The 14,526-nt window shown below is 58.6% G+C and carries 10 protein-coding genes; 5 read left to right on the top strand and 5 right to left on the bottom strand.

Annotated elements, in window-relative coordinates; all coding sequences use genetic code 11:
• Positions 1 to 388: 388 nt before the first annotated feature.
• The 3 genes from ACB035_RS07895 to mscM form a co-directional block, all read right to left on the bottom strand.
• A complete protein-coding gene (locus ACB035_RS07895; RefSeq protein ID WP_005335052.1) occupies positions 389 to 2,266 on the bottom strand; it encodes a methyl-accepting chemotaxis protein in 1,878 nt (625 codons plus the stop codon).
• 156 nt (positions 2,267 to 2,422) lie between these two features.
• Positions 2,423 to 3,106: a glycerophosphodiester phosphodiesterase gene (locus ACB035_RS07890; protein WP_371167017.1), complete on the bottom strand. Its 684-nt coding sequence runs from the start codon at positions 3,104 to 3,106 to the stop codon at positions 2,423 to 2,425.
• A gap of 24 nt (positions 3,107 to 3,130) precedes the next feature.
• Positions 3,131 to 6,412 carry a miniconductance mechanosensitive channel MscM gene (gene mscM / locus ACB035_RS07885; protein WP_371167016.1) on the bottom strand — a complete coding sequence of 1,094 codons (3,282 nt, stop codon included), beginning with the start codon at positions 6,410 to 6,412 and terminating at the stop codon, positions 3,131 to 3,133.
• Positions 6,413 to 6,567: 155 nt separating this feature from the next.
• Between mscM and ACB035_RS07880 the strand changes: the two genes are divergently transcribed.
• Positions 6,568 to 7,905 carry an MATE family efflux transporter gene (locus ACB035_RS07880; RefSeq protein WP_371167015.1) on the top strand — a complete coding sequence of 446 codons (1,338 nt, stop codon included), beginning with the start codon at positions 6,568 to 6,570 and terminating at the stop codon, positions 7,903 to 7,905.
• A gap of 88 nt (positions 7,906 to 7,993) precedes the next feature.
• On the opposite strand, the gene ACB035_RS07875 is transcribed toward ACB035_RS07880, so the two are convergent.
• The gene (locus tag ACB035_RS07875; RefSeq protein WP_042054578.1) at positions 7,994 to 8,815 is read right to left on the bottom strand and encodes a peptidoglycan DD-metalloendopeptidase family protein; all 822 of its coding nucleotides are present in this window, start codon (positions 8,813 to 8,815) and stop codon (positions 7,994 to 7,996) included.
• Positions 8,816 to 9,117: 302 nt separating this feature from the next.
• Between ACB035_RS07875 and ACB035_RS07870 the strand changes: the two genes are divergently transcribed.
• Positions 9,118 to 9,897 carry a BPSS1780 family membrane protein gene (locus tag ACB035_RS07870; RefSeq protein ID WP_255909902.1) on the top strand — a complete coding sequence of 260 codons (780 nt, stop codon included), beginning with the start codon at positions 9,118 to 9,120 and terminating at the stop codon, positions 9,895 to 9,897.
• Positions 9,898 to 9,963: 66 nt separating this feature from the next.
• Here ACB035_RS07870 and ACB035_RS07865 read toward each other — a convergent pair whose 3' ends face one another.
• Positions 9,964 to 10,863 (bottom strand): LysR family transcriptional regulator, encoded by a 900-nt coding sequence (locus tag ACB035_RS07865; RefSeq protein ID WP_323876082.1) that lies wholly within the window; start codon positions 10,861 to 10,863, stop codon positions 9,964 to 9,966.
• Between the two features lie 126 nt (positions 10,864 to 10,989).
• On the opposite strand from ACB035_RS07865, the gene ACB035_RS07860 reads away from it, so the two are divergent.
• The 3 genes from ACB035_RS07860 to ACB035_RS07850 all read left to right on the top strand — a co-directional run bounded on the left by ACB035_RS07860 (position 10,990) and on the right by ACB035_RS07850 (position 14,383).
• A complete protein-coding gene (locus ACB035_RS07860) occupies positions 10,990 to 11,850 on the top strand; it encodes a Vmh family MBL fold metallo-hydrolase (protein WP_103250812.1) in 861 nt (286 codons plus the stop codon).
• Positions 11,851 to 11,924: 74 nt separating this feature from the next.
• Positions 11,925 to 12,569, top strand: coding sequence for a DsbA family protein (locus tag ACB035_RS07855; protein WP_342401056.1), 645 nt, complete (start codon positions 11,925 to 11,927; stop codon positions 12,567 to 12,569).
• Between the two features lie 176 nt (positions 12,570 to 12,745).
• On the top strand, positions 12,746 to 14,383 hold the full coding sequence (locus ACB035_RS07850) for a methyl-accepting chemotaxis protein (RefSeq protein ID WP_371167014.1): 1,638 nt from the start codon (positions 12,746 to 12,748) through the stop codon (positions 14,381 to 14,383).
• Positions 14,384 to 14,526 lie beyond the last annotated feature (143 nt).

Here is a 14,526-nt window from a genome sequence, read left to right as displayed (position 1 = left end):
ACCCAAATCCCTGGATGAAAATGTCGTTATTATCGTCATTTTTTGGTGTTACTGAGCAGTTGAACACCTAGCTACGAGCACTTTAACTTCTGGATTGTACGTAGTTTTCTTTCAATAAAATGCGAATCACCTCTCTTTTTAGGTACTCACGAAAAAAATTTTAAGTTTTTTATTGTAATTTTTTAATGAGAATTATTGGCATTCATTTATTCGGATAGAAATAGGTAATCCGAAATGCTGCGGTGACCACGGCGGTGATCTGATAATTCCAGACGAATTACAAGGATTTCAAGGCGGGGTATTTGGCGGGTAATGTGAGATTACTCACTGAAAATTAAGCGCTATTTAGAAAAATAAAAGGGGCCTGTACGGCCCCTTTTGCTCATGCTCAAATGCGGAACATGCCGACCTGATTGCTCAGTTCACCCGAAATATTTTTAAGTTGTTCAGAGAGATGGCGTGAGCTGTCTGCATCCACTGCCAGTTCGTCCGAGACATCTTTCACTGCCTGAATGTTGCGACTTACCTCGTCGGTGACGGCCCGCTGCTCTTCAGCCGCGCTGGAGATCTGGGTCGCCATGTCGGAGATCTGGTTGATCGAGGTGGTGATCTGCTCCAGCGCGTGGGTGGCGTTGTTGGCGTCATCCACGCTGTTCTGGGCCAGCAGCTGGCCTTCGTGCATGGTGCTGACTGCCCCTTGGGTATTGCGTTGCAGGGTTTCGATCATATTGCGGATCTCGACGGTGGAGCTGTGGGTACGCTGTGACAGGACGCGCACCTCGTCGGCAACCACCGCAAAGCCGCGACCCTGTTCACCGGCACGTGCCGCTTCGATGGCGGCGTTGAGTGCCAGCAGGTTGGTCTGCTCGGCGATGCCCTGAATGGTGGAGAGGATGGTGTTGATCTCCTGAGCGTTTTTCTCCAGTTCCTGAATGATGTTGGAGGCCTGTTCCACCTGGGTGGCCAGATCGGTGATGGAGCGCTGGTTGCGGGCAATCACCTGCTTGCCATGCTCGCAGCTGCTGGAGGAGCTGCGGGCCGCCTCGGCGGTCTGCTCGGCGTTGCTGGCGACCTCGACTGCGGTGGCTGACATCTCGTGTACCGCAGTGGCGATCTGGGAGATCTCGTTTTGCTGGCGTGCCAGCCCCTGATTGGCCTTTTCCGCCATGCTGTGGGAGGACTTGGCCTGCTGGTTGAGTTGGCCGGAGGAGTTGGAGATATCCTGCACCATCACATGGATCCGCTCGATGAAGGTGTTGACGTGTTTGGCAACCGCGCCTACTTCATCCTCACGTTCAATCTTGATGCGGCGGGTCAGATCGCCGTTGCCACGGGAGAGATCGGCAATCGCTTCGCCCAGGGTTTTCAGAGGGGCCAGCGAGCCGTTGATGGCGACATAGGAGAAGCCTGCCACGATCAGTATGGTGATAAGCCCCTGAATGAAGGAGGAGGTAACCATGCGGCGTACCGACTGGTAGGCGATCTCTTCATCCACCATCATGCCGTAATACCAGTTGGTATTGGGAATGGCATTAAAGTCGTAGACCTCTTTCTTGCCGCTGATCACCAGCTCGTTGATCATGCCGTCATGGGCGACCTGATTGATGTAGGCGGCAGTCAGTTCCGGTGCCAGAGCGGTGGCGGATTTCAGGCTCAGGGAGGCATCGGGGTGCGCGATGATGGTGCCATTGCTGTCCACCAGCATGGCGTAGGTGCCCTCGGTGGTGACCGCCAGAATGTCCGAGATCAGTGAGCTGATGGAGACGTCACCGGCGATGACCCCCTGGGTATTGCCACGCTGGAACGGCTCGGCAATGGTGACAATCAGCTGGCCGGTGGAGATGTCGGCATAGGGGGCTGTGATGACCAGCTTGCCTGCGGCGGCCGCGTCCTTGTACCAGGGGCGTTGACGGGGGTCATAACCGGCGGGCAAGTCGGTTGGTTTGCTCTGGATCATTTTGCCGTCTGCGGTACCGGCATAGACCAGGTCGAAGCCACCGGCATTCATGGACTGGGCCAGATGACTGATGGGCTCATCTTCTTTGGCGAATGCTTCCTTGGTGGTGCTGACCATGCTGATCCGGGAGTCGACCCAGCGGGAGATCCCCTTGACGTTGGCCATGGAGCTTTCGTCGATGATGTTCCAGACCAGTCGCTGGGTCTCGCTGCGCAGTTGCGAGGTGTTGTACCAGACTTGCAGGCAGGTGATCACCAGAATGATGACCCCGATAGCCAGAACAAGCTTGTTTTTAATGGATAAGTTCATAGTTACATCCTTGTGAGCGTCAGTCTGAAGTGTGTGTGGAATCTAGTTATTGTTATGAGCCTCTGTTTATCGGCTGAAGTTGAACTCTTTGTATCCCGGTCAGCTATTTAAAGTTAGTGCCTAAATCAGTGGTTATCCATGCGCGTATCCTCCCCCTCACTGCGTCAGAAAACGATCTGGTCGATTGGTGAAGATTCCATCGACCCCCATGCTAGAGAGCGTTTCATAATCTTCTGGATAATCAACGGTATAAACCAGAACTTTGAGCCCCCGGCGATGTGCATCATCGACCAGCGCGGCATCGATAAAATCAACATCGCAATTGATGGACCAGGCTCCCAGCTCGTCGGCAAACTGCGCCAGGTTGAGCGGCAGGTTGGCGGTCAGGGCACCGAGCCGGATATCGGGCCGCAAGGCGGCAAATCGGGCCAGCTCCGGGTGATGGAAGGAAGAAACCACCCACTGGCCGGGAGTAAAGCCCAGCTCGGCCTCTGCCCGTCGGGTCAGGGCTGCCACCGCATCGGCGGTATGGGCGCCCTTGAGCTCGATATGCAGTTCGCAGCGTCCGGCGATGATCTCCATCACCTGCCACAGGGTCGGGATCACCTCTCCCTCACCGGCATCGAGCTGCTCCAGATAGGAGCGCGATTGCTCGGTCAGCACCCCCTTGCCATTGGTGCAGCGCTCCAGCCGCCGGTCGTGGAAGACCCACAACTCGCCATCGGCCGCCTGCACGTCGATCTCGATGGCTGATGCTCCCAGCTCCAGCGCTTTGGCCATCGCCTTGAGGGTATTTTCCGGTGCCAGACCGCTGGCTCCACGATGGGCAATAATCTGCATGTTCTGCTCCTTTTACCTCGCGGATCAGCCGCGGCTCAGGTGAATGTCGATCTGTTGATGGGGCAGGGTAAGTCCCTGCTGCTGCATCTTCTCCAGCACCAGCGAGTGAACCTCGTGAGTGATGGGCATCCGGTGATCCATGTTGTTGACGTAGAGGCGGATCTCGTAGATCAGTGCCGAGTCGGTGAATTCGATCAGGAAGACCTCTGGCGTCGGCGTCTCCAATACCAGGGTCGATGCCTGGATGGACTCTTCCAGAATGCGTTGCACCAGTTTCGGATCCCGGGTCAGGCCGATCCGGATCCGCAGTTTGACCCGGGTGATGGCATCGGAGAGCGACCAGTTGATGAACTGCTCGGTGATGAAGGCCTTGTTGGGCACGATGATCTCCTTGCGATCCCAATCCACTATGGTGGTGGCCCGGGTCTTGATCTTGGTGACGGTGCCGGTGAGATCGCGAATGGTGACGGTGTCACCGAGCCGGATTGGCTTCTCAAACAGGATGATGAGGCCGGAGACAAAGTTGGCGAAGATCTCCTGCAGACCGAAACCCAGCCCCACCGAGAGGGCGGCGACCAGCCACTGGGTCTTCGACCAGTCGATGCCGAGCATGGAGAAGCCGGTGAGGGCACCGATCAGGATCACCAGATACTTGCTGGTGGTCGTGAGGGCAAAGCCGGTACCCGGGGAGAGGCTGAGGTGTTGCAGCAGGGTCAGCTCCATCAGCCCCGGCAGGTTGCGGGCAGTCACCACGGTCAGAATGAAAACGAAGGCGGTCAGCATCAGATCCTGCAAGGTGATGGCCGAGAGCTGCTCGATGCCGCCAATCTTGCTGCTCACTTGCCACACCTCGATATTGCTGAGGAAGCTGAAGGCGGAGTTGAGATCCGACCATTGCACCACCACCAGCATGGTGAAGCCCAGCATCAGCAGGGTGCGCACCAGCCCTAGCGACTGTGCGCTGATGGTATCGAGATCCAGCTCAGTCTCTTCCACCACGTCCGGGGTCTCGGAGCTGAGCTCGTCATGCCCCTCTTCCCGGCCTCGCTGGGCCAGGATCTCGGCCCGCTTGCTCTTGGCACGCTCGAAGGCGAGGCGGCGGCGCTGGATCAGCATCCAGCGTCTGGCCAGATAGTAGACCAGCAGGCAACCCAGCCCCATCAGCAGGCTAAGCTCCAGCTGGCGCAGCAGGGTGCGCGAGGTATAGAAGTAGCCAAACAGGGCGCCAATCACCGCCAGCAGCGGCGCCAGCATCAGGCTATTCCAGATGAAGTGGTGCAGCAGATGGGGCTTGGTCATGTCGGTCTGGCCCCAGGTGAGTGGCAGCCGCTCCCGGTTGAGGCGGGCAAAGAAGAGCAGTAGCCAGAGTGCACCGATCATGAAGGCCATCCGGCCGAGAGAGTCGTAGAAGGCGTGCTCCTGATAGCTGTTGGCCATCCCCTGTACGAAGAAACTCGGGATCAGCACCAGCAGCAGGGTGCGAAACTGCCCCCATACCTTTTGCACTTGTTCCCGGGGCCAGCGGAAGTGGTGGATCAAAATCCCCCGCTCCAGCGTCAGGTGGCGGGCCATCACCAGTGCCAGCAGCAGAAACCAGATCTCGCCAAGACCGCGCGCCACCGCCACCGCAAACGGGTATTGCCAGGCCCCTTCGAGCAGGCCGCGCACCATCAGCACCATGGCGGGCAAGGGGAGGGCGGCAAGCAGGGAGCGCAGCAGCAAGCGGCTGGTGAGGCTGAATTTGTCTTGGGTCACCTTGCCGATCCGCTGCGCAATATGGTCGCAATAGAGGCTCAGATGACGGGCCAGCTTGAACCAGCTCCAGGCCAGCACCAGCAGACCAATACCGGCTAGCGTGAGGCTCAGCGGGCTGTTCTCGGCGATGGCGTAGGGCAGTTGCAACCAGTTGTCCGGGTTGAAGGCCAGCGTCAGCGCGGCGGGAATGCCGAGCATGACCTGTGGGGTAAAGGGGCGCACATCCGGCATCCAGAACAGGTGGCTGGCGCTTATTTCGCGGATCTCGTCGATCTTGCTGTTCTGACGGCTGTAGAGCAGTTTGAGGCGGGTCTGCTCCTGAATGAGGGTGTCTGAGGCGTCGTTGAGCCGGGTCAGCAGCTGGCGCCGGGCCTTGAGCAGGTTGTCGAGCACCGCTTGCTGTGGCCGATCCAGCGTCACCTCCTCTTCGGCCATCAGCTTGTCGCGCAGCTGGCGGGTATCCTTGAGCCCATCCTGCTCGCTCTCGTACTGGTACTTGGCCATGCGGGCGCTGACGATGGCGGACTCCAGCTTGTCGAGGGGGAACTGGGGAGGCAGATCGGAGAGTTTGCTGCGCAGGTTCTCGCCGTAGGCATTACTGATCTGCAACCACTCCAGCTGCTCGCGTACCGAGTTGACCAGCTCATTCAGTTCAAACAGATTCTTGTCGACGCTGCGCTGCTCGTCCTGCACCCGCTCAATCTGATCTTCCAGTGTGCCGAGCTGGATGGAGAGCGCCTGATTCTGCTGTTGCTGCTCCAGCAGCAGCGGCATGTCGGTGGTGAGCTGTTTGCGCAGCCGTTCGCTCTCCTCCAGCGCCTGCTCGGTCTTCTCCCTCCGCAGCTGGTTCTGCTGTGTCAGCAGGCTGGCTTGCCACTCATCCTCGTCAGCGATGGCCAGATTGAGCTCCTGCAGCTTCAGCTTGCCGAGATCGTTGCGCTGCTGGGCCGAGAGCTGCTCCAGCTCCAACATCTGGATCCGGTCGGAGAGGCTCTGCTCCTTCATTCTGGTCAGCAGCAGTTGGGCCTCCTGCTGGCGATCCGATTCGCTGCTGAAGCTCAGTCGCTCCAGCTGGCTGCGGGTCAGTTGCAGCTGTTTGCGCAGATCGTCCACCCGCAGGTGATACTCCTGCCCGGTGCTCTCCAGCTGGTTGAGGCTATCCATCACCCCCTGCCGCTCCTTGCGCAGGTTGAGCTGACGGTTGCTGCTCAGACCTATGGCCTGGCGCAGCGCCTCCTCCTTGAGGCTCGCCAGCGGCGGGCGAGCTGCGGGCTGATAGTTGTGCAGGCTCTCCTTGAGCCGTGCCGACTCCTTGGGGTAATCGATAAGGATCTGCTGATAGGCTTTGCTCTGTTCACGGTAGCGCTCGGCCTCTCTGGCAAATTGCAGTGCCTGCTGGTAGCTCTCCCGCAGCTTCTGGTTTTCCGGGGTATCGCTCTTGGGCACGCTTTGCAACAGGGATTCGGCCTGGGCAATGGCATCATCGGCGCGCACGGTTGGCGGCAACAAGAGAAGGGAGAGCAGCAAGAGGGTGAGCAGGCGTTGCAACATGAGGCTCGTTTCCGTTCAGAAGAGGTGGCCCTAGCCTAAAACAGGGCAGGGAGGCGGGTAAAGCAGTCTATATTAATGATTCATAACACAAATAACAGGAAGTCGTGCTGCCGTTTCGCTATGATCTCGGCCGCTTTCTCTCCACCGAGTCGAATATGTCAGCTGTTGATCTGGGCACAGCCCCGCTATCTCGCCTTTTCTGGCGTTACGTAACCCCGACCGTGGCGGCCATGCTGATCACCGGCATCTATGTCACCATCGATGGCATCTTCGTTGGCCATGTGCTGGGTCAGGATGGGATGGCCGGTCTGATGCTGGCTTATCCCATCTGCGCTGTGCTCTATGCGGTGGGGGCGCTGATCGGCATGGGGGCCTCGTCGCTGGTCTCCTTCTATCTGGGGCAGGGCAACCCGGCCAAAGCCCGCCATATCGTCGGCAATGCGCTGGTGATGGTGTTGCTGGCCTCGGCACTGCTCAGTTTTATCGGGATCCGTTATGGTGAGCCCATGCTGGCCTGGATGGGGGCGGAGGGGGAGATCTTCACCGCCGGGCTCTCCTACCTGCAGGCCTACGCCTGGCTGGGCGTCTTTGCGGTGCTGTCGATGGCGTTCAGCTCGCTGCTGCGCAACGATGGCCGCCCCGGATTTGTCACCCTCATCATGGTAGTCGGGGGGCTGCTCAACGTGCTGCTCGACTATCTGTTGATGCTAGTGTTTCCGTTCGGACTGGCCGGGGTGGCGACGGCCACTATGCTTTCCCAGGCGGTGACGGGCCTTGCTTGCCTGTGGCACTTCTTCACGCCGCGCAGCCAGCTGCGGATAAGCTGGGACACCTTGCGCCCTGATCTACGGCTGATGGGCGAGACGGTGCGCCTCGGGGTCTCCAGTTTTCTAATGTACCTCTATCTCTCGGTAGTGCTGGCGCTGCACAACAAGGCGTTGCTGGCGGTGGGTACTTCGCTGCATGTGGCGGCCTACGGGGTGATCAGTTACACCGAGGCCTTCTTCTATCTGGTGTTCGAGGGGATCGCCATGGGTATCCAGCCCATCGCCAGCTTCAACGCGGGCGCCGGTCACTGGCGGCGGGTGCTGAGGATCCGCAATCTGGCACTCGGAGTGACGTTGGGGATCGCCCTGTGCGCCATGTTCCCGCTCTATCTGTGGCCGGAGGCGGCGGTCTATCTGTTTGCCGGGGACAACGCCACCCTGCTGCCGGTGGCGAGCCTCGGGATCTGGCTCTACTTCTGGGGGCTGCCGATGGAGGGCTTGCTGCTGGTGGGGGCCACCTACTTCCAGGCCATCAATCGGGCCCGCATCGCCTCCCTGCTCACCGGTGGCAAGCTGGTGCTGATCGGCGGTTTCTTGTGGGGGTTCTCGACCCTGTGGGGCGTGCCCGGGGTCTGGCTGGCATTGCCAACGTGCAGCTCATTGCTGGTGTTGGTGATGTTGCGGGCGATGCGTCGGGAGTCCGGCGCCCACGCGCTGGCCGGATAGGTAATCAGGTTCGACGTGCAGATAGCAGACAGGCAGCCATGGGCTGCCTGTTTTGTTAGAGGATGTTTTGTTAACGGGCTCTGCCGATTCAGGGCTTGAAGGCGCCGATAAAGATGGCGGGATCGACCCGGGTATCGTTGAGGCTGACGTTCCAGTGCATATGGGGGCCGGTAGCGCGGCCGGTCGAACCGACTCGCCCGACGATGCCGCCACGCTGTAGGCTCTGGCCGAGCTTCACATCGATCTTTGACATGTGGCAGAACATGCTGATGAGCCCCTGACCGTGGTCGACAAAGACGGTATTGCCATTGAAGAAGTAGTTGCCGATCAGGATCACCTTGCCGGCGGCGGGGGACTTGATCGGGGTGCCGGCGCCCACTGCGAAGTCGAGGCCGGAGTGGGGATTGCGCTCCTCGCCATTGAAGAAACGACGCAGGCCAAACGGGCTGGAGAGGGGGCCGTTGACCGGCTTGTCGAACATCAGGTTGCTCGGCTGGTTGGGGCTGAAGGTCTGGTAAGCCCGGGTCTGCTCCGCCAGCTCGCGGTTGATACGGGTCATATCTTCGGCGAGCGGATTGACCTGACGGCTGTTCTTGAGCTTGATGTGCTGCTCGCGGTAGTGCTTGGGGGTGACGGTGAAGCCGAGAGTACGGCCATCACCTGTGGTCAGCTGCTGGGCCCCAAGCGGGTTTTTGAGAGAGATGCCGACGATGGCGATCCACTGGTTGTCTTCGCGCACCACCAGCACAGGTTTGTCGTGATAGCGGGCCGTGGGGGCAGTGGGTGACGCGCCAAGAGGGATCACCGCAACGCCACCCGGCACCGGATGGTTGAGCTGGCGACTGATAAAACCCTCGGCCAGGGCTGACTGGCTGGCCAGCAACAACAACAGACAACACACAACTCTCATGACGATACCACTCGATGTTAAAGCGCCCGGGATGGCGGGATGACAACCCCCTGTCCGGCATTCGTCGATCACTAAAGGGTGATCACGGCACGCTGGCCACGACAGGCGCGGCTGGGGGAGGGAGCAGATTGTGCCTCGTTATAGTCGGTGCAGCCAGAGGCGGGGCGTGGCTGACGCCCCTTTTGTGCATAGCTGCGTCAGGTTTTATGTCGTGGTCGGGCCGCTTCGCCATTGAGTCGCCCCCGCCCTGGCTCTAGAATCGGCTTCCGGCACTGATGCCACCGACACTCCGAGGAGACGATATGAACGGATTACCCCCTTTGCGCACCACTCCGGCCCGGTACACGACAGGTCGTGGCTGGCTCTGGGTTCGCAGCGGGTTCGATATCTTCAACAAGGGGATGGGGATCAGCGTGGCCATGGTGCTGGTCTGGTTTATGGTGGGCATGCTGCTGGAGCAACTGCCGGCGGGTGGCCTTATCTCCCAGCTGCTCTACATGGTGTGGGGCGCGGGTTGGGTAGCGGTCGCCGCTCGGGGTTATCGGGGGGAGCCGCTGCAGTTTGCCGATCTCTTCGCCGGTTTTCGCCACAAGTTGACCCCGCTGATGCTAGGCGGTCTGCTGGTGTTGCTGCTGTTTAGCCTGGTTGGCCTCGTCTGTCTCGGTCTGCTCTCCATGTGGGGGCTGCTCCCGCTGCTGACGCAGGATCCCGAGAGCATGGTGGTCTCTGCCAGCCAGTTGCAACAACTGCTGCTGGTGTTGCTGGTGGGTATGCTGCTTATCATTCCCGTGCTGATGGGGGTCACCTTTGCTCCGGCGCTGATCTACCACCACGATATCGGCATCATCCAGGCGGTACGGCTGAGCTTCTTCGGCTGCTGGCGCAATATTTTTCCCTTCTTCTGGTGGGGGCTGCTCTCAGCCATTTTGTTGCTGTTTGGTGCTGTGCTGTTGCTGGTAGGTCTGCTGGTGGTGATCCCGGCGCTCAACTACTCCATCTATGTGGCTTATCGGGATATTTTCCTGGACGAGAGTGCGCAGTCGGAAGCGCCGCATTCAGAACCATTCGGATTTGAAGCCTGATCAAGGGATCAGAGTGAAGAAGGGGCCCGCAGCGGCCCCTTCGTTATGTTTGGGTGTGCGGAGTGCTTACTCCTGCCAGATGGGATCCGCCGCCATGCGGGCCAGCAGAAAATCGAGGAAGCTGCGCAGCAGTGGCGACATCTGCTTGCGGGTGGCATACACCCCGTATACGCCGAGGCGCTTGGGCTGCCAGTCGGTCAGCAGGGGCACCAGTTCCCCACGCTCCAGATAGGGTTGTGCCGAGTAGCGGGGTTGCAGGCTGATCCCTGCGCCTTCCAGCGTTGCTTCCAGCAGCAGGTTGGAGATATTGGCGCTCAGGTTACCACTGACCGGCACTGACTCGGGACCGTCCGGTCCATTGAACTCCCACAGGCTCTTGCCGAAGTAGGTGTAGGTGAGGCAGTTGTGCAGCGCCAAATCCTGCACCTTGTGTGGTATCGGATGACGGGCCAGATAGGCCGGGCTGGCACAGACTACCGAGTGGCAGGTGCCGAGACGGCGCGCCACCAGATTGGGGTCGAGGTCGTTGGTTATGCGCACCGCCAGATCGATCCGCTCCTCCACCAGATTGACGGTTCTGTCGAGCAGCAGAATGTCGATGGCCGTCCCCGGGTATTGGGCGAGATAGTCGTTGGCAGCCCCTACCAGCAGCGCTTCTGACAGGGAGTAGCTGCTGGTGATCCGCAGTTGCCCCTTTGGGGCGTCATCTCCCTTCACCGCGATCTGCTCCATCTCTTCGCCGAGTGCCAGCATGGCGCGGGCCCGGTTCAGCGCCTCCTCTCCCGGTCCGGTCAGACTCAGACGACGGGTGGTGCGGTGCAGCAGGCGGGCGCCCATCCAGCTCTCCAGCTCGGCCAGATAGCGCGACACCATGGCGCGCGACATATCCAGTTTCTCTCCGGCGCCGCTCAGGCTCCCTTGTTCGACTACGCTGACAAAGACCCGCAAGGCGGTCAGTCGATCCATGTATGGCTCTCTATATGTTCGATATGTGCAACAGTGATGCGCTTTTTATGCTGTATTTGCACCTTAAGTGATCCAATACACTGTGTCCATCAAATGAACCCCCGAATACTTAATGAGGAATAGATGATGAACAACACCCTGATCCGCAACCTGACTCTGGCGACCACCCTGCTGAGTGGCGCCGCACTGGCGGCCCCCCTGAGCGTGACCGTCTACAACCCTGGCGAGAAGGCGATCTTCCCGGTCTCCTCCTCACTGGTGACCGGTGACAAAGAGGCCATCCTGATCGATGCCCAGTTCGACGTGCAAAATGGTCAGGCGCTGGTCGACATGATCAAGAAGAGTGGCAAGAAGCTGACCACTGTCTATATCAGTGCCGGTGACCCCGACTTCTACTTCGGTCTGGAGCCGGTCATGGCGGCGTTCCCGGATGTCAAAGTGCTGGCCGACCAGCATGTGGTTGACCATATCAACAAGACCAAGGATGCCAAGCTGAGCTACTGGAGCCCGATCCTCGGCAAGGGTGCACCGAAGAGCCTGACCGTGCCGCAAGTGATGACCGCGAGCCACCTGACGCTGGATGGCGAGAAGATTGAAATCAAGGAGATGAATACCCCGAATGCCTACCTCTGGGCCCCTTCCATCAAGACTGCTTTTGGTGGTGTGCCGGTTTACCACGGGGTGCATGTCTGGATGGCGGACAGCCAGACCAAGGCGGCCCGCAGTAACTGGGTCAAGGCGCTGGACAACCTGCTGGCCCTGAAACCCGAGCGTGTGGTACCGGGCCACTTCCTGGGCACTGCTCCCAAAGGCACTGCTGCTGTGAGCTTTACCCGCGACTATGTAGAGCGTTTCGAACAGGAGCTGGCCAAGGCGAAAAACTCCGGTGAGCTGATTGAGGCTCTGAAGAAAGCCTATCCGGCACTGCCGGTTGACGATGGTCTGGCCATCGGTGCCAAGGTCAATACCGGCGAGATGAAGTGGTAAGCCACTGAGCCTGCTTTCCCTGTGTTTTTTACCGGGCCTAAGGGCCCGGTTTTTTATCCGAGATTGAAGTGAGAATGAAGATGAGCGAACAACAAACCACCCTCCATTATGTCTATGACCCGCTCTGTGGCTGGTGCTACGGTGCCGCCCCCCTGTTGCAGGCGGCAGCCACCATTGCCGGACTCAAGATCGAGCTGCATGCGGGCGGTCTCTGGATGGGTAGTCGCCGTCAGCCGATGGGCGAGGCATTGCGTGATTATGTGCGCCCCCATGATCAGCGGATCGAAGCGCTGACCGGCCAGCATTTTGGCGAACGCTACTTTAACGAACTGCTACTGCGGGAAGGCTGTCTGCTGGACTCCGAGCCGCCGATCCGTGCGGTTTTGGCCGTCACGGCCTTGGGGGGCGATGGGCTGACTATGTTGCACCGGATCCAGCAATCCCACTATCGGGACGGTATCTGGATTGGTGAACCTGCGTTTCTCGCCACGCTGGCGGCAGAGCAGGGGATTGCAGCCGAGGCATTCCAGCAATCATATCTGCAGGCCCCCTTGCTGCAACATCTGGCAGATAGCCAGGGCTGGATGAAACGGCTGGGCGGTCAGGGTTATCCTACTTTGGGTATAGAACGAGGGGGAAAACTCGAAAGGATAGAGGTCAACCAGTATCTGGGGGAGCCGGAGTTGCTGATCCCACGACTGTTGCGTGCAATAGAGTAAACCGTTAATAGTCTGCGGTAGTTAAAGTGGCCCTCTCTGCGTGTCGATAGCGATATATGGTGCTTATGCAAACTACAAAAGCACAGCTCTACGGCTATGCTCAATTACAAAAACATGAACACATAGCTCCTATCAAAACCGACATTAAACGATGACACGCAGTTAAGGATGAATCTATGCTCCAGAATATGTCCATAGGTCAGAAGTTGAGTACTGGCTTTGCGGTGCTGGCACTTTGCGTATGCCTGCTTGCCGGGTATGGCGTCTCACGACTGTCGTATCTCAATCAACAAAACACTGTATTGGCAGAGAACCTTATCCCTTCTGTTCGCTATGCAAGTCAGATGGATATCGCACTGCTTGATGCTCGGCGTTTCCAATTATCTATGGTGATCGCGATGGGCTACAACGACAGTGCGGATATTGAACGAACCCAACAAGGTGTGATGGATTCAAAGGCACGTTTTGAGCAGGCTGCGGCTAATTACGGCGGATTGGCTTTTAATGCTGCTGATGAAGAGCAAACCTTTAACGCGTTGAAGACTGCCGGAAATGCCTTTTTTACTGCGCATGACCCGCTATATCAGGCGGTGAAACAGAGTAGTGACAAGACAAGAGAGATTTTGCAAGGGAATCTCAGAACCACGCTGGAGCAGGCAACAAAATTAACGATGGATTTGCGTGAGATAAATGAGCGTATTGGCAAGGAGATGGATGCCCAAGGTGAAGAGGCATATACCAGCTCCAAATTCCTCAGTATCTTGACTGGCGCAGCGACTCTCATCTTCGTGGTGTTGATTGCATGGTATTTGAGTCAACAAATCAAACGACCCGTTAATCGCTTGCTGGAACTTGTTGGTAGTGTCGCGGCTGGTGATTTGACTCATCGTGTGGAGTTGAATGCGTTTAATCAGGATGAATTAGGACAACTTGCGAAAGGCTTTGCGCAGATGCAAGAAAATTTGCGCAAACTGGTTGGGGAGGTATCCGGTTCTGTTGTACAGATGAGCTCTGCGGTAGAAGAGATCAGTGCCGTAGCAAGGCAGTCGGCAGACAATATGAACTCCCAGCAACATGAGCTGAATCAGCTGGCAACGGCGATGAACGAGATGCAGGCTACGGTGCAGGAGGTTTCGCGCAACACCAGCGATGCGGCCAGTGCCGCCACCTCGGCCAGTGAAACGGCTGAACTTGGTGCGCAAACGGTGAATGACTCCATTCAACGTATTGAACGGGTAGCCGGTGCCATCGAGAGCACGGCGGTGGTGATCCGCCAACTGGGCGATGACAGCCGCAATATCGGTATGGTGCTGGAGGTGATCCGCGGTATTGCCGAACAGACCAACCTGCTGGCATTGAACGCCGCCATTGAAGCGGCCCGTGCTGGTGAGCAGGGACGGGGGTTTGCGGTGGTGGCGGATGAGGTGCGTACTCTGGCCAAGCGCACTCAGGACTCCACCTCTCAGATCAATACCATCATTGCCGAGTTGCAGCAGCGTGCCGAACAGGCGGGCAGTACCATGCAACAGAGTCAGGAGCTGATGAACACCACGGTTGCTACCGCGCGGGAAGCGGGCGAGTCCATCTCCCAGATCAGTGGCTCGGTCAGCAGCATCTCCCACATGAACATCCAGATTGCGACAGCCACCGAAGAGCAGGGCGCGGTGAGCGAGGAGCTCAACCGCAACGTGGTCAATATCAGTCATGCTTCCGAAGAGGTGGCCGCCGGTGCCACCCAGATGGCTCAGGCGTGCAACGAGCTGAACCATCTGGCTACCCAGCTGCAGGATATGGTGCGCCGTTTCAGGGTGTAATCCATCAACGAGTCAAACAGCCCGATTACCGCAAGGTGATCGGGCTTTTCTGTTTTGGAGGGGCAGCCGGAGAGGTTCACTGCGAGCGGATGACTTGTCCCGCCGGACGATATTGTGCATGCTGATGGCCCATTTTCCAGGCA

Source organism: Aeromonas sp. S12(2024), from assembly GCF_041402305.1.
Classification (GTDB): domain Bacteria; phylum Pseudomonadota; class Gammaproteobacteria; order Enterobacterales; family Aeromonadaceae; genus Aeromonas; species Aeromonas veronii.
This window is presented reverse-complemented; position numbering and strand designations above follow the sequence as displayed.